Annotated in this window: 14 protein-coding genes; 5 read left to right on the forward strand and 9 right to left on the reverse strand. The window is 54.9% G+C overall.

All coding sequences use genetic code 11. The annotated features are described in order from the left end of the window. The first annotated feature begins 216 nt into the window (after nucleotides 1-216). On the forward strand, nucleotides 217-1,314 hold the full coding sequence (locus tag BS640_RS06455) for a glycerol dehydrogenase (RefSeq protein WP_084912210.1): 1,098 nt from the start codon (nucleotides 217-219) through the stop codon (nucleotides 1,312-1,314). Nucleotides 1,315-1,390: 76 nt separating this feature from the next. Here BS640_RS06455 and BS640_RS06460 read toward each other — a convergent pair whose 3' ends face one another. Further along, nucleotides 1,391-2,680: a DUF445 domain-containing protein gene (locus BS640_RS06460; RefSeq protein WP_084912211.1), complete on the reverse strand. Its 1,290-nt coding sequence runs from the start codon at nucleotides 2,678-2,680 to the stop codon at nucleotides 1,391-1,393. A gap of 141 nt (nucleotides 2,681-2,821) precedes the next feature. On the opposite strand from BS640_RS06460, the gene BS640_RS06465 reads away from it, so the two are divergent. Next, on the forward strand, nucleotides 2,822-4,468 hold the full coding sequence (locus tag BS640_RS06465) for a multidrug ABC transporter permease/ATP-binding protein (RefSeq protein ID WP_084912212.1): 1,647 nt from the start codon (nucleotides 2,822-2,824) through the stop codon (nucleotides 4,466-4,468). Nucleotides 4,469-4,657: 189 nt separating this feature from the next. Continuing rightward, nucleotides 4,658-7,093 carry a DUF3772 domain-containing protein gene (locus tag BS640_RS06470; RefSeq protein ID WP_017490528.1) on the forward strand — a complete coding sequence of 812 codons (2,436 nt, stop codon included), beginning with the start codon at nucleotides 4,658-4,660 and terminating at the stop codon, nucleotides 7,091-7,093. A 110-nt stretch (nucleotides 7,094-7,203) separates the two neighbouring features. On the opposite strand, the gene corA is transcribed toward BS640_RS06470, so the two are convergent. The 4 genes from corA to BS640_RS06490 are packed head-to-tail and all read right to left on the reverse strand — an operon-like array spanning nucleotide 7,204 to nucleotide 12,543. Beyond that, nucleotides 7,204-8,205: a magnesium/cobalt transporter CorA gene (corA, locus tag BS640_RS06475; RefSeq protein WP_084912213.1), complete on the reverse strand. Its 1,002-nt coding sequence runs from the start codon at nucleotides 8,203-8,205 to the stop codon at nucleotides 7,204-7,206. Next, nucleotides 8,202-9,749, reverse strand: coding sequence for an efflux transporter outer membrane subunit (locus BS640_RS06480; protein ID WP_084912214.1), 1,548 nt, complete (start codon nucleotides 9,747-9,749; stop codon nucleotides 8,202-8,204). Before BS640_RS06480 ends, corA begins: the two co-directional genes overlap by 4 nt. Nucleotides 9,750-9,751: 2 nt before the next feature. Next, nucleotides 9,752-11,320: a DHA2 family efflux MFS transporter permease subunit gene (locus BS640_RS06485; RefSeq protein ID WP_026110349.1), complete on the reverse strand. Its 1,569-nt coding sequence runs from the start codon at nucleotides 11,318-11,320 to the stop codon at nucleotides 9,752-9,754. Then, nucleotides 11,317-12,543, reverse strand: a complete 1,227-nt coding sequence (locus BS640_RS06490) for an HlyD family secretion protein (protein ID WP_420916428.1) — start codon at nucleotides 12,541-12,543, stop codon at nucleotides 11,317-11,319. Before BS640_RS06490 ends, BS640_RS06485 begins: the two co-directional genes overlap by 4 nt. 315 nt (nucleotides 12,544-12,858) lie before the next feature. Between BS640_RS06490 and BS640_RS06495 the strand changes: the two genes are divergently transcribed. Then, nucleotides 12,859-13,791: a cation diffusion facilitator family transporter gene (locus BS640_RS06495; RefSeq protein ID WP_084912216.1), complete on the forward strand. Its 933-nt coding sequence runs from the start codon at nucleotides 12,859-12,861 to the stop codon at nucleotides 13,789-13,791. 47 nt (nucleotides 13,792-13,838) lie between these two features. Here the strand turns inward: BS640_RS06495 and BS640_RS06500 are convergent, their stop codons facing one another. The 4 genes from BS640_RS06500 to BS640_RS06515 form a co-directional block, all read right to left on the reverse strand. Further along, entirely contained in the window at nucleotides 13,839-14,612 is a 774-nt protein-coding gene (locus tag BS640_RS06500; protein WP_017490534.1) for a FadR/GntR family transcriptional regulator, read from the reverse strand. 284 nt (nucleotides 14,613-14,896) lie between these two features. Further along, a complete protein-coding gene (locus BS640_RS06505) occupies nucleotides 14,897-15,538 on the reverse strand; it encodes a TetR/AcrR family transcriptional regulator (protein ID WP_017490535.1) in 642 nt (213 codons plus the stop codon). A 31-nt stretch (nucleotides 15,539-15,569) separates the two neighbouring features. Then, nucleotides 15,570-16,736: an MFS transporter gene (locus BS640_RS06510; RefSeq protein ID WP_084912217.1), complete on the reverse strand. Its 1,167-nt coding sequence runs from the start codon at nucleotides 16,734-16,736 to the stop codon at nucleotides 15,570-15,572. Nucleotides 16,737-16,930: 194 nt separating this feature from the next. Then, complete coding sequence (locus BS640_RS06515) at nucleotides 16,931-17,821, reverse strand: LysR family transcriptional regulator (RefSeq protein WP_017490537.1); 891 nt, start codon at nucleotides 17,819-17,821, stop codon at nucleotides 16,931-16,933. 142 nt (nucleotides 17,822-17,963) lie between these two features. On the opposite strand from BS640_RS06515, the gene BS640_RS06520 reads away from it, so the two are divergent. Continuing rightward, nucleotides 17,964-19,220 carry an adenylosuccinate synthase gene (locus tag BS640_RS06520; RefSeq protein WP_017490538.1) on the forward strand — a complete coding sequence of 419 codons (1,257 nt, stop codon included), beginning with the start codon at nucleotides 17,964-17,966 and terminating at the stop codon, nucleotides 19,218-19,220. The last annotated feature ends 330 nt before the right edge of the window (nucleotides 19,221-19,550 follow it).

Below are 19,550 nucleotides of genomic sequence, written 5' to 3' on the forward strand. Positions count from 1 at the left end.
AATAGTCTGTTAATAATAATGATCTGAGCTGATTTATCATTTATAAAAGAAAAGATATATTCAATCTATTGATTTAAATCATTATTTTTGTGTTATTCGCCTGCTTTTTTCTGCATTAATCAATGAAAAATCGGTTAAAGCGAACTAGTCTAGAGGGGAGATATTTAACAAGAACGATTGATCAATCATAAAAACTTCCAATACCGAGGTGTCATTATGAGTAAATTTATCTTCTCTTCTCCACGTAAATACGTACAAGGTCACGGCGTTCTGGACCAGCTCGGCGAATATCTCCCTGCTCTGGGGGGGAAATCCTTTCTTATTGCCGATGAAACCGTCTGGGGTATTGTCGGTGAGCGGGTAAAATCCTCCTTAGATAAAGCCAACGTTGAATTCTTTTATGAAATCTTTAATGGCGAAGCCTCCACCAACGAAATCAATCGATTAGTGGCGCTAGCACGCAAGCAGGGTACGCACGTTGTGGTAGGGCTAGGCGGGGGGAAAACGCTCGATACCGTTAAAGCTATCGCCGATGAACTGAAACAAAACGTCGCCATCGTGCCGACAGCAGCCTCCACCGACGCACCGTGCAGCGCACTTTCGGTTATCTATACCGATGACGGCGTGTTTGATACCTACCGTTTCTACGATAAAAATCCCGATCTGGTGTTGGTTGATACCCAAATCTGCGCGCAGGCACCGGTACGCCTCTTTGCCTCCGGTATTGCCGATGGTTTAGCGACCTTTGTGGAGGCTCAGGCGGTGCTGCGTTCTCACGGCACCTCGATGGTCGGCGGCACGCCAACCATTGCCGGCATGGCGATTGCCGAAGCCTGTGAGAAAACGCTACTGACCTATGGCTACAGCGCTTATACCGCGGTTGAGCAAAAGCTGGTGACGCCAGCGGTTGAGGCCGTCGTTGAGGCTAACACCCTGCTGTCCGGACTCGGGTTCGAAAACGCAGGGCTTGCCGGTGCGCACGCTATTCACAACGGTTTTACGGCAATTAAGGGCGATGTCCATCACCTGACACACGGTGAGAAAGTGGCCTACGGCACGCTGACGCAAATGGTGCTGGAGCAGCGTCCTGACGAAGAGATAGCTAAATACGTTCGCTTCTATCGTGCCATCAAAATGCCAACCACGCTTAAAGAGATGCATCTCGAGAAAGAGAGCTACGAGAATCTGGTAAAAGTCGGAGAATTGGCAGGGGGAGAGGGCGATACGCTGGGTAATCTCAATCCCAACCTCTCTGCGGAGGATGTCGCCAACGCCATTCTTGCCGTCGACGCCTTTAGCAAAACGGTGAAATAAGCCGCAAAGCCGCCCCGACTATTGTGGGCGGCTTCATTGTAAACTCAGATTTTTAAGATGAAATCAGCAAACTCTCTTACTGGAACGACTGCCAGACCTGCGGGATAGCGAGAGGAAGCTGTGAGATCAAATAGAGGATCAGCCCAATTCCCGCGCCAACCAAGGTACCGTTGATGCGAATAAACTGTAGATCCTTACCAATGTTGAGCTCAATCTGCCGTGACATGTCTTTTTCGTCCCAGCTTTTAACCGTATCGCTAATATGACGCGTCAGGAACTGGGCAAAGTCCGGCGCCATTTGCTCCGCCAGCATCTCCATTTGTTGATTCATCGATTCACGCAGGGCCGGGTCGCGGCTCAACATGTTGCCCAGCCACAGTCCAGACTCGGTGACTCTCGCATGCAGCATGGAGTCGGGCCTGTCGAGATCTTGCTTGATCCACTGACGCAGGTCACCCCACAGGCCGACAATGTATTGCGTCAGTTTGGGATCGTTCTTCAGGTACTCTTTGATCTCCTCGGCCTTGGCGGCCATTTTTGGATCGTTTTGCAGTCGGGCGATAAAGCGTTCGATAACGCGGTCGAAGCTTTGACGGAAAGCGTGGCCATGGTCGCTGCCGATATCATCCAGCAGCGAATTGACGGCATTCGACACCATGGTCGCGCCATTTTCCCCCAGCCATTCAGTCGGTAACATCTTGGATTTTATCGGATGTTCGCGTTTGACCCAGCGCACAATCTGCGTGGCGATAAACTCGCGGCTTGAGGGTTGCTCCAGCAGCACGATCAGTTTCTGCATCGTCTGGTCGAGCAGCGCCTGATGCCTGCCGTCTTTGGTCAGGCTTTCGAGCAGCATCGCCACCGAGCGGGAAAGGTCAACCTTATCAATCGCCGTGTAAAGCGCGTCTTTAATCAGTTGCTGAATGCGCCAGTCGTCGGTGATGTCGAGAAAGTTGCGCATCATACTCACCAGATAACCGCCAAACTGTCGGGCATTATCCTCTGAGGTCAGCCAGTTACCGAGTGCTTTGGCCGGGTCATGCTGGCGTATCAGCTTGACCAATGAACCGGGGTCGAGAAACTTGTCCTGCACAAAGACCGCCAGATTATCGGCAATCTTGTGCTTGTTTTTCGGAATAATTGCGGTGTGGGCGGCAATGAAGGGGATGGGCACGCGTTTAAACAGCGCAACCACCGCAAACCAGTCAGCCAATGCGCCAACCATCGCCGCTTCGCTGATGGCCTTAACCCCGTTGACCCAAAAGTTTTGCGGTAAAAAGAGGGTGATGACAAACAGCGCGGCGGCGATTAACAGCAGCAGCAGCGCGTTACGTTTACTTCTTCTGAGTTCATTTTCTTTGTCCATTACATAAGTTTAGGACGAGCTTCACGTCAATGTCAGCTTTTTTACGCAACCGCTTATGCGAGAAAATGAGAATTAGTCTTGATCTCATCTACTCGCCCATTAAACTGCGTCCAGTTAAAATAAAATCGAGAAAACATCTTCATGGAGCTTTTGCGCGTCGTTTTTAAACAATACCGCTGGCCGTTTATTGGCGTGATCCTGCTGAGTCTGGCCAGTGCCGCGCTGGGTATCGGACTCATTGCTTTTATTAACGTCAAACTGATTGCCACTACCCACGCCTCAATGTCGGTCCTGCCACAGTTTCTCGCTCTGCTGCTGCTGTTGATGGCGGTGACCCTCGGCTCACAGCTGGCCCTGACGGCGCTTGGCCACCATTTTGTCTATCAGCTGCGCGGGCAGTTCATCAAGCGCATCATGGATACCGATATCGAACGTATCGAGCAGATTGGCAACGCGCAGCTTCTGGCGAGTCTGAGCAGCGATATTCGCAACATCACGCTGGCGTTCGTGCGGCTGCCCGAGCTGTTGCAGGGGATTATTCTGACCCTCGGCTGCGCCGCTTATCTTGGCTGGCTGTCGCCGAAGATGTTGCTGGTCACGGCGCTGTGGCTGGTGGTCACTATTTGGGTCAGCTTCAAGCTGGTGGCCCGCGTGTACCATCATCTCAATCACGTTCGCGAAGCCGAAGATCGGCTGCAAAAGGATTACGAGACGGTGATTCAAGGGCGTAAGGAGCTGGCGTTGAACCGCCAACGCGCACAGCAGATTTATCATGAAGAATATCAGCGCGACGCAACCCATTATCGCCAACACGTTATTGGCGCAGACACCTACCACCTGAGCGCGGTGAACTGGTCAAATATCATGATGTTAGGCGCGATTGGCATGGTCTTTTACATGGCTAATTCGCTGGAATGGTCGGATAACGGCGTAGCCGCAACGTTCTCGCTGACGCTGCTGTTCCTGCGTACGCCGCTGTTGCAGGCCGTGGGCGCGCTGCCGACCTTGCTTAGCGCCCAGGTCGCCTTCCGTAAGCTTAAAACGCTGCGTTTGGCCGACTATCAGGTGGATTTTGCCCCGGCGACGCCGGACCACCAGTGGCAGCGGCTTGAACTGCGCGACGTCTGCTTTGCCTACGAAGGGCAGGGGTTCAGCATTGGGCCAATCAATCTGACCATCAATCGTGGCGAGAGGGTGTTTCTTATTGGGGGTAACGGCAGCGGTAAATCGACGCTGGCGATGCTGTTGACCGGGCTGTATACCCCGAAATCCGGGCAGATTCTGCTCGACGGCGTTGCCATTGATGCGCAAAGCACCGAGGCTTATCGTCAGCTGTTTTCGGCGGTGTTTACCGACTTCCACCTGTTCGGAAAAATATTGGGTCCAGACGGGCAGCAGCCCGATCCTATGCTAGTGCAAGACTGGTTGCAGCAGCTGAAAATGGTGGAGAAGCTCGATATTGACGACAGCAAAATCAGTAACTTGCAGCTTTCGCAGGGCCAGCGCAAGCGCGTCGCTCTGCTGCTGGCCGCCGCCGAAGGGCGTGATTTTCTGTTGCTGGACGAATGGGCCGCCGATCAAGATCCGCAGTTTCGCCGCACTTTTTACTGCGACCTGCTGCCGCGTCTCTCGGCGATGGGCAAAACGGTGCTGGCTATCAGCCACGATGACCGGTATTTCGAGCAGGCTGACCGCCTGCTCGAGATGCGTCAGGGCCAGCTTCGTGAGCTGACAAATGAGGATCGCGAGGTTGCGTCGCGCGATGCCGTAGCGGCCATCAATCCTTAATGACGATCGGCACGGGCAAATCCCCGTGCTGAATCCCTTTTGCCGCGTTATTTTCTTCGTTTAGAACTTTTAAGAGTTACCTTACATAGCATCCCTTCCGCTAACAGTTTAAGATTTACTGTAGTACTAATCCCTTTTCCGAAAATTAGAACGCATTCTCGATACATGAAACTTTGGGTAAACCACTTTATGCAAAAGCTTTTCCGGGCGCCGTTTTACGTTGCCCTGCTACTCGCGTTAATGTTTTCTCCTTTGCTGGCCAGTGCTGCTCCAGACGATTCGTCTGACCAGGACCAAACCGCCGAGACCACCAAGCCCGTCGATGCCCCTGCGGCATTGGGATCGCTGCAAAAGCGCCTCGATACCATTAAACAACAGGTATCGACGGCCAAAAATGACAAGTCTCTCAGTGGATTAAGCGACGATGCCTTGAAACTGGGCAGCGATGCCGATGCGCTCGGCACCGCCTTGCAGCCTCTGCGTGCTCAGGTGCAGGCCAAGCTCGATGTGCTAGGCCCGGCTCCGGCCACTGGCGCGCTGCCTGAGACCCCGCAGGTGATTAAGCAGCGTAAAGACCTGAATGCCAGCAAGACGGCGCTCGATAACCAGATTCAGCAGGCGGGTGCAATCAAAACCAGCGCCAACAATCTGGCCGCGCAAATTGGCGGTCTGCGTCGCGATGCGCTGAAAACTCAGCTGGCGCTGAATACCGGCAGCATTTTTGGCAGCAACTTCTGGTCGGCGCTGACGTCGCCAACCGACGATGACGTCGAGCGTTTTGGCGAATACCGTCAGCAGATGAAGGACGCGTGGCACCTGACCTGGCAGCCTGAGTGGCGCGTAGGCAGTGGACTGTTGCTGCTCGCTGCCATACTGATCGGGGTGTTCGGTAGCCGAGTGCTCGACATTCCTCTCGCCTGGTTGACGCCGCGCTGGCTGCCTGAAGGTCGCCTGCGCCGCAGCTTCTTCGCTTTTGCGACGGCCGCTATCACCATTATGACGTTGGGCGGCGCGGCAAAGCTGTTTTCTCTGGCCTTTACCCGCATGCCGGACGTCAGCGAGTGGGTGGCAGAAACCGGTGAGCTGATCGTCAGGCTTTCGATATTCTCTGCGCTAATTGTCGGGCTGGGGCGCTCGCTGCTCTCCATCGCGCACCCTTCATGGCGTCTGCCGGGCATCGCCGATCCGGTCGCCAAGACGCTGGACAGTTTCCCGAAAATGCTCTCGGCCTTCATTCTGATTTTTGGCCTGATAGAGGGCATCAACAATCTGGTCGGCACCAGCATCTCGGTGACCTTGTTCGGTAACGGGCTATCGGCCTTGCTGGTTGCTATCAGCGCGGCGTTCGCACCGATGCGCGTTAACCGCCTGCGCCGCAAACTGTTGGCCAAAGGCGAACAACCGGAAGCCCGTTCGACGCTGGCCGGTCTGCTGCATCTGGCAACCAGCGTGATGGCGTTTGCCATTTTCGTCGCTCTGGTGGTGGGTTATGTGCCACTGGCGCGCTTCCTGACCTATGAGCTGCTGTGGATTGGTACGGTCGTTGCCTGTCTGTATACGTTGATGCATCTGGCCATCGATCTGAGTGAAAGCCTGTTTTCACCGAGCACCGCCAGTGGTCGACTGCTCAAACACTCGCTGAGTCTCAACGATCGACATCTCTCTCTGGCCGCCACGCTTCTGTCTGCGGTGGCGAAAACCGTACTGCTGCTGACCGCCGTTACGCTGTTGCTCGGCGGTAACTTCGGCACCACGACGCCGCTGGAAATCTTCAGCAAAGTGGTGGACGTATGGGGCGGTAAGGGTCTGGAACACCTAAACATTATTCCAGCCCACATGGTCAACGCCTTGATCTTCCTGATTGTTGGCTGGTACGTGCTGCGTTCTGCGCGACGCTGGCTGGACAACGATTTCCTGCCGAAGACCAACATGGACCGCGGTATGCGCGCCTCGCTGGTGACGCTGTTCTCCAACGTGGGTCTGGTGCTACTAATTTTGGTGACGCTGTCGGTGCTGGGCATCGAGTGGAACCGACTGGCGTGGATTGTGAGTGCGCTGTCGGTCGGTATCGGTTTTGGCTTGCAGGAGATCGTTAAGAACTTTATCTCGGGCCTGATTCTTCTGACCGAGCGTCCGGTGAAAGTCGGTGATCTGGTCAGCATCGGCGGCGTTGAGGGGGATATTCGCCGTATCAATGTCCGTGCAACCGAGCTGCAGCTGAGTGACCGTTCAACGGTGATTGTGCCGAACTCGCAGTTTATCTCGCAGAACGTGCGTAATGCCACCATGGGCAACGCACAGGGTGTCGCGACTATCGCACTGACTTTCCCGCTGGATATCGACCCTGAAGAAGTCCGCAACATGCTGCTTGAGGCCTACGAGGCGCACGACTCGATTATGGAAACGCCTGCACCTTCCGTTTCCTTCAGCCAACTGGGTCCTGACGGTATTGTGTTGAGCGTGACGGGGTATGTGAACAGTCCGCGCGTAGTAAGCCGCACCAAGAGTGACCTGCTGTATGAGATCCTCAAGAAACTGCGCGAGGCGGGCGTATCGCTCAGCCGTACGCAGACTATGGTGCTGGCAAACATGCCGGAGCGGGGCGTGGGTAACACGGTAGAATAAAGGGTGTGCGTCCCTTTAAGACGCTTTTAGGTCAAGGGCACGCGCCTTGCGCGCTGCCCCATAACCCCATTAGCGGCCCTAGGCCGTGCGCCCAGCACAAAAAATACTTTTTACAACCACCCAGACTTTTTCAACTTGATGTATAAGGCGATACATCCCACCACCGTGATCCCGAGTGTCACCGGATAACCCCAGGCGTCGTTCAGCTCCGGCATGTCTTTGAAGTTCATCCCGTAGAGGCTGAAAATCACCGTGGGAATCGCCAAGATTGCCCCCCATCCTGCCAGCTGCTGTACCACCTCATTCTGATGAACCGACACCAGCGCCAGATTCACATGCATGGCGTTAGCCAGCATCTCACGCATGTCGTCAGTGGTGGTCACCACCTGATGGGCGTGGTCCTGCACGTCACGCAGGTAGGCGCGCAGTGACTTAGGCACCAGCCCTTCATGATGCTGGATCAGCTGATTACAAATATCTCCCATCGGCAGCGCGGCGTTGTGCAGGCTGAGCAGCTCACGGCGCAGGCGATAAACCTGATGCACCGCGTTCTGATCAAACTCGGACTTGAACATCCGCGACTCAATCTGCTGAAACTGCTGCGTGTACTCATGCAGAATGGTCAGATAGTTATCCACTATCATGTCCAGAATGGCATACAGCGCGTAACCCGGACCTTTGGCAAGCAAGTCCGGGCACTCCTCCGCATGTTTGCGCACCTGCGCATAGCTGGAAGAGGCGCCGTGGCGTACCGTAATCAGGAAATTCTTGCCGACGAACAGGTGCGTTTCACCATACTGAATGGTGTCGCCAACCAGCTGCGCCGTTTTGACCACGATGAAAAGTGACTCACCGTACTGCTCGATTTTAGGGCGCTGATGGGCGGTCAGCGCATCTTCAATCGCCAGGTCATGCAGGCCAAACTCCTGCTGAATCTCGCGCATATAGTTGTTGTCAGGCTGCACCAGTCCAAGCCAGACAAAGGTGTCTGGCGCCTTGATGACTTCGCTGATGTCTTCGATAGTCACCTGCTGCAATTTCTTACCATTGCGGTAGGCGACGCTGCTTATCACCGAATCAGACTGCGCTTTCGTCTCGTTGTCATTGCTCATGGATTGTCAACCGTCTCGGCCGGGCCAAAAACGTGATAGGTCGGTAGCTTGACGTCCTGGTAAGGTTCCCAGCCACCGCCGAGCGATTTATACAGCGACACCAGATCGGTGCTGGTCTGTACCTTGGCCTCGGCGCTTTGCTGTAGCGCCTGAGCCAGCTGGCGCTGTGCGTCGAGCACGTTAATGAAGGAGACGAGGCCTTTTTTGTAGCCATCGGTCGCGAGGTCGAAGCTGGTTTGCAGCGCGCTTGCCGAATACTCCAGACCGTTAACGCGGTCCTGATCGGTGCGGTAGCTCACTAACGCGTTATCAACGTCCTGCAGCGCGGTCAGTACCGTCTGGCGATAGTTGAGCACCGCATTAGCCTGCTGCGCACGCGACAGTCGTACGCTGGAGACCAGTCGTCCGCCCTGGAAGATAGGCAGAGAGACCTGAGGTCCGAAGGAGAAGAAGTGGCTGCTCCAGTCGGTCAGATATCCCGAGTCGGTGTTACGCAGGCCAAGCTGTCCGCTCAACGAAATGCTGGGGAACATCTGCGCGACCGAGACCCCGATATTGGCGGTAGCAGAATGGAGATCCGCCTCTGCCTTGCGCACGTCGGGACGACGGCGCGCCAGCTCTGACGGGATACCGACCGAAACCATGGCCGGAATAGCCGGCAGCGGTTTGACCTGAGTCAGTTCTCCGTCCAGCGAGCCTGGGATCTGCCCCAGCAATACCGCGAGACCGTTCATCGCCTGACGTTCCTGAGCCTGATACTGCGGCAGCTGAGCACGCAGCGAACCGAGCTGGGCACGCGCGTTCTCGACGTCAACCTGCGGCGCGAGGCCGTGCTGAGAACGGCTCTGCGTCAGGTCCATCGTCTGCTGGGCAACGTCAATCTGCGTCTGAATGGTCGCGAGCACCGTTTGTGCGCCACGCAGTTGCAGATAGGTACGCGCTACTTCGGCCTCCAGTGAGACCAGCGCATCGTTGCGGCTTTCGACCGACGACTGAGTCTGGGCCTTGGCCATCTCGACCGAGCGACGGGTGCCGCCAAACAGGTCAAGTTCCCAGCTGGCGTCGAATCCGCCCTGATAAACGTTGACTGGACCGGTCGCCGAGTCAACCGCGCTCGCGGCTTCCGGGCTGATATCCTCAAGCTTGTCCTGAATACCGGTCGATTTTAGCTCGCCCTTAAGGCCAAGCTGTTGGCGAGTCATCTGCGCGGAGGCATTCACCGAAGGCAGCCATGCGCCCTGTGCCTGAGTCACCTGTTCACGCGCACCGGCGATACGCAGCACCGCCTGCTGTAGCGAAATATTTCCCGCGATGGCGCGGTCAATCAGGCTGTCGAGCTGCGGGTCCTTAAACGACTTCCACCACTGTGGGTCCGGCTGAGAGGCGAGGGCGATAGAGTCCGCCGGATTGTTGCGTGGCTGATTAATGTCGCTAAAAGCGCCCGGGGTTTTAGCATGCGGCGCCTGATAATCGGGGCCGACCGAACAGCCAGCCAGTGCCAGCGCCAGAACAGAGAGGGTAAAACGTGATACATAGGCCGACATAGTTAATGGGCTCCGGCACTACCTTCGCTCTTAACTGGCGAAAGCAGAAAACAAAATGGGATCAAAATACAGGTAACAAGGGCGCAATAGCTGAAGGTGTCGATGTAGGCGAGGATCCTCGACTGCGAAGACATCTCCTGATACATGCGGGCCGTCGCCAGCGTCGTCGGGTCGCCCACGACACTGGTGAAATCGCGGATCGCTGCCGCGCCTTTCTGTACCGCAATATTAAATTGCTCGTTCAGCGGGGTCATGTTGTGCACCATGTGTGCGCTGTTGGCCTGCGTTCGTTCGGTCACGCTGGTCGTGGCAAGCGAAATACCAATCGACCCGGCGACGTTACGGAACATGGTAAACAGCGCCGCACCGTCGGCGTTCATTCTCTGTGGCAGGGTAATAAACGCGATAGTGGTCAGCGGCACAAACAGGAAGCCCAGCCCCATCGACTGCGCGCTGCGATACATCACCAGCGTGCCGAAGTTAATGTTAGGGACCAGCGTCATCGAATACACAAAAGAAGCCGACATGATGGCGAAACCAAAGGCTATCAGGTAACGCGTCTGAATTGACGGCATCAGCTTGAGCACCAACGGAATACTGAAGACCACTACCACTGCTCCCGGCGTCATCACCAGACCCGAGAGGGTCGCGGTATAACCGAGCTGTTGCTGGGCAAGCTGAGGAATAAGCACCGAGCTGGCGTAAAGGATAAGCGCCATACCGCCCATCAACAGGCTGGAAACCGCAAAGTTGCGGTCCTTCAGACAGCGCAGGTCAACCACCGGTTTCTTGGTATACAGTAGCCAGTACACCGCACCGACGATACCCACGGCGGCCAGCACGGCAAAGGTCACGATAAAGCTCGACTGGAACCAATCCTCGTCCTCACCCCGGTCCATCATGACCTGTAGGCAGCCAAGCCCCAGGGTAATCAGGCCGATACCGATATAGTCGATGCTCAACTTATCTTTGGATTTCTGCTCCCACGGCGGATCTTCCAGCAGCTGATAAATCGCAATCAGCGCAATGATCCCAATCGGGATGTTAATCAGGAATACCCAGCGCCAGCTGTAACTGTCGGTTATCAAACCGCCGAGTGTCGGGCCAAGGATAGGGGCAACGATAATCGCGATGGAGGAGAGACCGAACGCCTTGCCGCGATCTTCTCTCTTGAAGTAGTCCAGCAGTACCGACTGTTGTACCGGCTGCAAACCGCCGCCGAAGAACCCTTGCAGCAGGCGGAAGAGGATCATTTGCCACAGCTCGGTGGCTATCCCGCACAGGAAAGAACAGACGGTGAACATCAGGATACAGATCATGAAGTAGTTTTTACGGCCAAACGTTCGGCTCAGGAACGCAGAGACCGGCAGTACGATACCGTTTGCTACCAGGTACGAGGTCAGTACCCAGGTTGACTCGTCATAGCTTGAGGAGAGCGATCCCGCGATGTGCGGGAGCGCCACGTTGACGATGGTGGTGTCGAGTATCTCCATGAATACGGCGATGGTGACCACAATGGCCACCGCCCACGCATTACTCTTGGGGGCCCAACTTCTTTCTTCGCCACTCATTCAACGGTTACCGACGGTTCTACAGACAGGCCGAGCGGCAGCGGGTTCTTAGGATCATAGCCGCTGTCGATAACGATTTTAACCGGCACGCGTTGAACGATTTTTACATAGTTACCGGTAGCATTTTCAGCCGGGAAGGCCGAGAAGCGTGAGCCGGTACCTTGCTGGATGCTGTCTACGTGACCGTGTAACTCGATATTCGGATAGGCGTCGATTTTAATGTCCACTTTGTTGCCCGGCTTCATGCGTTCCAGCTGAGACTCTTTGAAGTTGGCGGCTATCCAGATGTCCGGTGAGACCAGCGAGAACAGGGAAGATCCGGCCTGCACCAGCGTACCGAGCTGAACGTTACGCATGGTGACGTAGCCATCAAAAGGTGCGCGGACGTTGGCGTAGGAGAGATTCAGGTCGGCCGTTTCCAGCTGGGCCTTGGCCTGCTCAACCTGTTGCTGACGTGCCTCGACGTTGGTTTCGGCGTTGCGAATTTGCAGTTGAACCTGTGACGCAACCTGCACCTGCGCTTTAGCGTTGGCCAGGTCGGCATTGGCAGAGCGCAGCTGGGCGTTGGAACTGTCAATATTTTGTTGAGTGGTCGCGCGGGGATCTACGCCGCGCTGACGACGGTAATCGGCCGTGGCGTTTTGCAGACTCGCTTCTGCGCGCGCTTCCTGAGCCTGGGCCTGCGCGAGCTGGGCAGGGTACTGGACCTTGGCCAAATCGTACTGAACCTGCGCCTGATGCAATTGGGAGACCGCCAGACCGAGCTGAGCGCTGGCCTGATCGCGCTGCGCCTGTGCGTCGCGTGGGTCAATCTGCACCACAAGCTGGCCTTTCTTGACGAATTCGTTGTCCTTGACCGCCAGATTCACCACGTAGCCCGAAATCTTCGGTGCGACGGTCACCGCGTTGCCTTCGGTAAAGGCGTCGTCGGTGGTTTCCAGATTGCGATTCAGGAACCAGAAAATGAGTGCTGCGATGATGATAACAATGACCACGATACCTAAAATGATCAGCGGCTTTTTGCCGGGACCTTTAGGGTTTTCGGCATCATTTCCGTCGCCTTCTTTCTTTTGGCCGTGAGTGCTGTCATCGCCGTTGGTATGGCCTTCGCCAGATTTTACGTGCGTTGAGTTAATGCCAAGTTTAGTGCTGTCCGTTGCATCGTTGCCGTGCTGGGTCGTTTCTTTTTTGTTATCAGTCATGTTGTTATGATCGCTGGTTATATTGCTCATCGAAGAGTCGGCACGCAGTATGCCTTGACGAGGATTTAAAAGAAGCTCGCTTTACCCTAGAAGATATTGTTGTAAATGCAAGTAAATTTAAGTCAGTTCGTTTAGCTTTTAGCCACTCCCCGCCAGATTGATCGGTAACGTTGGAAAAAATCTTTATGACAAGATCAAAAAGTGGCAAAGTACCTCCCCAGCCGCAAAAACTTGTCACGATTATCACTTCGTTTATCAGGGTTAATTCTCTTAGGTAGCTGCAGATTAGTCACTCATCTCTTTATTATTAAAAAATGTATATTTCAGGATAACTGTATGACAAACACGCCGACTTCTCCCGTGAGTCCAGACATGCCCTATAAAGGCCTGACCCGAATGGCCTCGCTGGTTTCACTGATCGTCGCGTTAGTGCTGGTGGGGGTAAAAGTCTGGGCGTGGGCGGCGACCGGCTCCATTGCGTTGCTGACCTCGGCGGCAGACGGGCTGGTTGATGTGCTGGCCTCGCTGGTCACGCTGATTGGCGTACGTTACGCGGGGCGTCCTGCTGATAAGGGGCATCGCTACGGACACGGTAAGGCCGAAGCCGTCGCGGCATTTGTACAGGCACTGTTGCTCGGTGGCGCGGGGTTGGTGCTGGGGGTCGAATCGATTGAACGCTTGATAAACCCTCAACCGCTGGCGGCCTTAGGGCTCGGCATCTGGGTGATTATCGGCAGTTCACTGGCGGCGGTAGGGTTGGTGCTGATGCAGACCTATGTAGTAAAACGCACAGGATCCACGGCGATTGCCGCCGATCGTGCGCACTACGTTACCGACGTGGCGGTGAATATCGCCGTTTTGCTGGCGCTTGTATTGGAACATTACCTGGGTTGGACCCGCGCCGACTCCACCGGTGCGCTGCTGATTTCGTTTTACATGCTGTGGAATGCCAAAGGCATGGCGGCCGATGCGCTGAAGCAATTGCTGGACAGAGAGCTCGACGTTGAAGACCGCAAACGTGTCAGAGCGGCGGTGATGAGCTGCGAGGGCGTCAAGGGGGTGCACGATATCCGTACGCGTAACGGCGGTGACAGAGTGTTTGTCGAGTTTCACCTCGAGGTTGACGGCAAGCTGTCCGTTGACGTTGGGCATGATATCGGTGATGCGGCAGAGGCGGCAGTTAGACTGCTCTTTACCTCCGCCGACGTCACCGCGCACCTTGAGCCTGCCGGTATCGACGACGATCGCCTGGATGACCTGTTTAAATAAGTCGCTCCCCTGCCCGAGTCGTTGTTTGAGCGAGCCGGGCTAGGGCGCTATAGAAACGCAGTGTCGAGGGTGGCTCTTAACGCCACCATGGTCTTCTCCGCATGATGCATATGCTCGCGCATCACCTGCTCAACCTGCTGCGCATCTCTGCGCCGCATCGCATCGATTAAACGCGTCTGAAGGGCAATGCCTTCGCTGCGCTCGATGGGTTCTTGCCGCTTATAGATTTTTTTGCATACCGCCAGGTCCTTCAGCAGGCGCTGGAGAAAGTGGCAGATAAAGGCCAACAGCACGTTGTCGGAATAGCTGGCTACCACGCCGTGAAAATCCAGTTCAGCCATAAGTTGATCCCAGCGTTCCTGATCGTTTGCCGGGTCGCGGTCGTAGACGCTAATCAGTTGCTGAAGCTGGTCAAAACCCGCCTCATCCATATTTTCTATGGCACTGACGGCGACCACTGGCTCCAGTGCTTTACGCAGGGAGTAGATATCGCTGATGGAGAGTTGACGGGTAAACAGATAGTTCGACAGCAGGCTCATGGCGCGGGTTTCGCTCATCGACTCGATAAACGCACCGCCGCCGGGTCCCGTTCGGGTGCGAATCAGCCCCTGAACCTCCAGGGATTTCAACGCCTCCCGCACCGTGCCTTTCCCTGCTGCGAAACGGGTTGTCAGGTCTTTCTCCTGCGGTAAACGATCCCCTGGCACCAGGTTATCGTTAATGATGGTCTTCTTTATCTCATCGGCAATCTGGTCCGTGCGCTTGCGTCGAGCCGGGTCGGTTACTGGACGGGTCTCTTTAATGCTTAGATCGCTAGTCATAATTTCCTTACCCTAATTAATAAGTTGCCCATAGTGATAATTCCGTTTCGGCAACCCGTCTTGACGAAGGTAACTGCACCTGCCTTCGCCAACGCTAGACGGATGAATATGAAGGATAGGCTAAATTTTCACTTTGGACGCTCAGGAGGCAACAAAACCTGAGCCAGAATTGAGACATCCCACGCGCGAGCGGGTTCAGAGAAATGTTTAATTATTCTTAATAATAGAAAGAGGGAGGGGATGCGAAAAGGGATAAGCGGGCCGACAGCCCGCGTGGGGAGGGGTTAGCGTTTGTTCTCTGGCTGGCAGCCGGAGCGGATGTCTTCGCAAAGCAGCGTAGCGCATCCCAGACTCAATTCTTTACGTTTTTGTGCATCACCGGGAATACGCGCCATTTGGTCGAGCATGCCCACAAAACACTGGCCCATTTGCGTGGCGCTAATGTCCTTGCGGTAAAGCCCGTTTTTCTGCTCTTTGGCAATGTTCTGACCGATAAGCTCTGCCAAACCCGCCTTGGTGGCCGTGCAGCCCGGCGGTTGAAAGAAGCCTATCTGGGTCAGGTCCGGATCCTCGGCCAGAAAGTCGAGAAGCTGCTGAAAACTCAGCGCAACGCGGTCAAACACCTCTTCCGCGTGCGCCTCGCCTTCAATCAGAAACGTCAGCGTCAGGGTCTCCAGGCGTGAACGAAATTCGGTCATCAGGTCTTCATAGGCCATCTCTTTACTCTCAAAATAGCAGTAAAAAGTGGGCTGCGAGACGCCGGTTGCCTTAACGATATCGCTGACCTTGGTGTTGTGATAACCCAATCGGGCAAACTCCGCCGCCGCATGACGGCGAAGGTTGGCGTGGGTTCTCTCACCTTTGGAAAGGGAGACGCCCTTTGCAGGGGCGCTCTCTGTGGCAGGGGAAGACGTTTTGTTTTGCATCACGACTTTCACAGATCCTTTTCTGAAAGATTTATGCGCTTTCGCTGGCAAATTCACGGTTTGAAGCCCGGCTGGCCACCACCAGTACCAGACCCAGCAGCGCGAGAACGGCACCGGCCGGTGGGATCCACGCATAGGTCAGGCCTGAACTCAGCACGCCGCCACCCAGTGCAGCACCGAGCGCATTGCCGAGGTTAAAGGCACCGATATTGACCGATGACGCCATGCCCGGCGCTTCATGAGCGGCGTCCATCACGCGCATTTGCAGCGGTCCAATCAGTCCGAACGACATCATCCCCCACAGTACCATAGACACTGCAGCACCGATGTGACTTGTCACAGAGAAAGGCATGATAAACATCGAGGCGGCTAACAGGCTGAAGAACAAGATTAAGGTGCCATCAACCGAGCGGTCAACCAGCTTACCGCTGATATAGTTACCGAGGGTGAAACCAACGCCAATCAGCATCAGCATTGCGGTAACGAACTCACCGGAGGCATGGGTCAGCCGCTCAAGGATGGGCGTAATATAGGTATAAAGGGTGAACATCGCACCGGCACCCAAAACAGTCGTCGCCAGCGAGCGTAGGACCACAGGGCGCACCAGAACGGAGAGCTCTTTCTTCACTTCCGGCATTTTACCCGCTTCACCTTTCGGCAGCGTCTTGGCGATACCTATCATCGCGATAACGCCAAGCACGGCGGTTGCAGCAAAGGTGGTACGCCAGCCAATCGTCTGTCCAATCATGGTGGCGACCGGCACACCGCCGATGTTGGCGATAGTCAGACCGGAAAACATTATTGCCACTGCGCTACCGCGTTTCTCGACCGGTACCAGGCTGGTGGCAACCAGCGCGCCGAGGCCAAAGAAGGCACCGTGTGAGAAGCTGGTGACCACGCGCGACAGCAGCAGCAGGGTGTAATTAGGGGCAATAGCGGACAGCAGATTACCAATAACAAAAATGCCCATCAGCAGCACCAGCGCCGATTTACGGCGATAGCGGCTCATGAACAGCGTCATCAGCGGTGCGCCAATCATCACGCCGATAGCGTAGGCGCTGATCAGCAGTCCGGCGGTCGGGATAGAAACCCCAACGCCGGTGGCAATGGTTGGCAAGAGACCCATAGGCGCAAATTCGGTGGTACCGATCCCAAATGAACCCAGGGCCAATGCCAGCAGTGGCAGTTTGGACGACATAGCTCGAACCCTCAATATGTTGATTATTATGAATTAAGTATTTTTATTGCTGTGTAGATGCGATGGAAATTAATCGTGCAGATGTTTTGCTGATTAAAATCTTACTTACTAGTAAACTTACTTACAAGTAAGATTTGGGCGAAGAGGGGAGCAATCTGTGCTGTCAGAGAGGGGGAGAGGCGTGACCCTGTCACTTATTGTTGAGAATCGACAATCTCCTGATTCACCCATTGCAGCAGCTGTTTGACGGCCTTAGAGAGAATTTGGTTCTGTCGCAAAATATAGCCAAGGCGGGTTGCAGGGAACTCCGGCAGGGGCGTGATTTTAGTGGTCAGGTTGGTTTTGCTGTGCAGTGAAAACTCCGGAACCAGTGCCACGCCGAATCCTGCCTCCGCCCAGTCGATTTGTGCATCCACGCTGCCGACCTCCATCACCCGATAGCGCGGCAGATTAAGTAACGGCAGCGCTTGATCCAGCAGGTCGCGAGTTCGAGTATCGTGACCCAGCAAAATCAGCGTAGGTTGATCGGCATGGAGGGTGCTTTCAGGCTGCTGCTCGCGCTGCCATAGCTCAAGATTGTTGCCCAGCGCACACCATTTAATCTGCTGTAGTTCGGTAAAGTACAGCGGTTGGCTCTCTTTTTGCTCAATAACGAAGCCGAGATCGGCCTTGGCGTTTTTGACCAGCTCCGATGCCTGCGAGGAGGTAGTGTTCAACAGCGTAAAGTCGATGCCGGGAAACTGTTTCTTAAACAGCTGGAAAGGTTTGATAAGCAACAGACGCGAGATGATATCGCTGGCGGCAATGGTGAGCGTACCGCGGCTTTGATCGTTAATCGCGTTGAGGTCCGCCTGACAAACCTGAAGCTCCATCAGCGTTCTCTGGCTGGTATCCAGCAGGCGATAACCCGCCTGCGTCAGCCGAAAGGGATTGCGCTCGATAAGCTTGACCCGCGTGGTCTGCTCCAGTTGCTTGACGTGCAGACTGACGTTCGGCTGTGTCATGTGCAGCGCGGCGGCGGCTTTCCCAAAGTGTTGTAACTCCGCCAGCGTGACGAACGTTTTTAACCAGTTAATATCCAGCATGTTATTGGCCTTTCAGGAGCAGTTTCCAAAAATTTTCTGCAGCCATTATATGAGATTCTTATTGAGATGATAATTATAATTAATTTCTCATATTTGAATCATGGGCATAGCATGACTCCTTAATCAATGAGGAGAGTTGAATATGCCGTCGATTGTAGTGGTAGGTGCAAACTGGGGCGATGAAGGCAAAGGCCGCATCGTAGATTTACTGGCAGCCGATGCCGCAGCAAGTATCCGTTTTCAGGGCGGTAACAACGCGGGTCATACCGTTGTTAACGACTTTGGTACCTTTAAGCTGCACCAGTTACCTAGCGGCATTTTCAACAAAGGCTGCGTTGCCGTTCTCGGCCCGGGCATGGTTATCAGCCCAGCGGCGCTGACTCAGGAAATCGCCGAAGTTAAAGCGGCGGGCGTTGACGTTAAACTGTGTATCTCTGACCGCGCTACTCTGTGCCTGCCGCTGCACGCACTTGAAGATACTCTTGAAGAACAACGTCTTGGCGATGCAGCTTACGGCTCAACTCGTCAGGGCATCGCGCCAGCCTACGGCGACCGCGTAATGAAAAAAGGCATCCTGATCGGTTGGTTGAACCAGCCTGAAGTTCTGCAGGAACGTATTCAGTTCATGCTGGACTGGAAACTGCCACAGCTGAAAGCGCTGTACCCAAGCTTTGACTTCACCCAGACCGCTGCAGAAATGACCGCATGGCTGCTAGACGTGACCGCACCATGGCGTGAATTCATCTGCAACGTGACCGAGCCACTGAAAGCCCTACAGAAACAAGACGCTAACCTGCTGTTCGAAGCCCAGCTGGGTGCGGGTCGTGACCTGGTTTACGGCGAATACCCGTGGACAACCTCTTCAAACGTGACCGCCGCTTATGCAGGTATCGGCAGTGGCTTACCGGCTCTGCGCCCTGAGCGTGTGATTGCGGTGGCTAAAGCATTCAGTTCTTCTGTCGGTACCGGCACGCTGGTTACTGCCATGGAAGAGCAGGATAACTTCCGTGAGAACGCTAACGAGTTTGGCGCAACCACCGGTCGTCCACGTGACATGGGTTACTTTGATGCTGTCGCCACCCGTAACGGCGTTGAGCTACAGGCTGCGACTGAAATCGCCCTGACCAAGATCGACTGCCTGTCCGGCCTGGCTGACCTGAAAATCTGTGTCGCCTACGCGGGTGAGCACACTGAAAACCCAATCTGGCCACAGACTGCTGCACTGGCACCTGTTTACGAGCAGATGGAATCCTGGAGCGAAGACATCACAGGCTGCCGTACCTTCGAAAGCCTGCCGGTGGCTGCACAGCGTTACGTTGAGCGTATCGAAGAACTGATGGGCGTTCGCGTCAGCATGGTTTCTGTCGGTCCAGAACGTGACCAGATGATCAATCGTTAATCATTGATTAATCAAAAATTACCGAGCCCTGCTATCTCTGTGAGCAGGGCTTTTTTGTATGCTGCGCTGACGTTCCCCTCCCGCCGATGCCTGTCTCGGCAATTTTCTCTTCCTGTTATTACTCACGGCATTAACGCTATTTCTAATGAGGCTATTCGGCCGCAATGCTCACGTTTCGTGACGAGCCAGGGAGCGCCGAATGTCTTTCCACCGCTGACACAGCTTGCGATGCCTGACTTTGGATGGCGTTTAAACGACAAGCAGATTGCTCACCTCGCGACCTTCATCCGCAGCGAATGGGGTAAAACACTGTTCAACGCAGTAGCAATA

This window comes from Rouxiella badensis (assembly GCF_002093665.1).
In the GTDB taxonomy this organism is placed as follows: domain Bacteria; phylum Pseudomonadota; class Gammaproteobacteria; order Enterobacterales; family Enterobacteriaceae; genus Rouxiella; species Rouxiella badensis.

Bases quoted from the DNA above. Each gene is read 5' to 3' on its own strand.
- BS640_RS06455 (WP_084912210.1), top strand. From the start codon at position 217: ATGAGTAAATTTATCTTCTCTTCTCCACGTAAATACGTACAAGGTCAC.
- BS640_RS06460 (WP_084912211.1), bottom strand. From the start codon at position 2,680: ATGGACAAAGAAAATGAACTCAGAAGAAGTAAACGTAACGCGCTGCTG.
- BS640_RS06465 (WP_084912212.1), top strand. From the start codon at position 2,822: ATGGAGCTTTTGCGCGTCGTTTTTAAACAATACCGCTGGCCGTTTATT.
- BS640_RS06470 (WP_017490528.1), top strand. From the start codon at position 4,658: ATGCAAAAGCTTTTCCGGGCGCCGTTTTACGTTGCCCTGCTACTCGCG.
- corA (WP_084912213.1), bottom strand. From the start codon at position 8,205: ATGAGCAATGACAACGAGACGAAAGCGCAGTCTGATTCGGTGATAAGC.
- BS640_RS06480 (WP_084912214.1), bottom strand. From the start codon at position 9,749: ATGTCGGCCTATGTATCACGTTTTACCCTCTCTGTTCTGGCGCTGGCA.
- BS640_RS06485 (WP_026110349.1), bottom strand. From the start codon at position 11,320: ATGAGTGGCGAAGAAAGAAGTTGGGCCCCCAAGAGTAATGCGTGGGCG.
- BS640_RS06495 (WP_084912216.1), top strand. From the start codon at position 12,859: ATGACAAACACGCCGACTTCTCCCGTGAGTCCAGACATGCCCTATAAA.
- BS640_RS06500 (WP_017490534.1), bottom strand. From the start codon at position 14,612: ATGACTAGCGATCTAAGCATTAAAGAGACCCGTCCAGTAACCGACCCG.
- BS640_RS06505 (WP_017490535.1), bottom strand. From the start codon at position 15,538: ATGCAAAACAAAACGTCTTCCCCTGCCACAGAGAGCGCCCCTGCAAAG.
- BS640_RS06510 (WP_084912217.1), bottom strand. From the start codon at position 16,736: ATGTCGTCCAAACTGCCACTGCTGGCATTGGCCCTGGGTTCATTTGGG.
- BS640_RS06515 (WP_017490537.1), bottom strand. From the start codon at position 17,821: ATGCTGGATATTAACTGGTTAAAAACGTTCGTCACGCTGGCGGAGTTA.
- BS640_RS06520 (WP_017490538.1), top strand. From the start codon at position 17,964: ATGCCGTCGATTGTAGTGGTAGGTGCAAACTGGGGCGATGAAGGCAAA.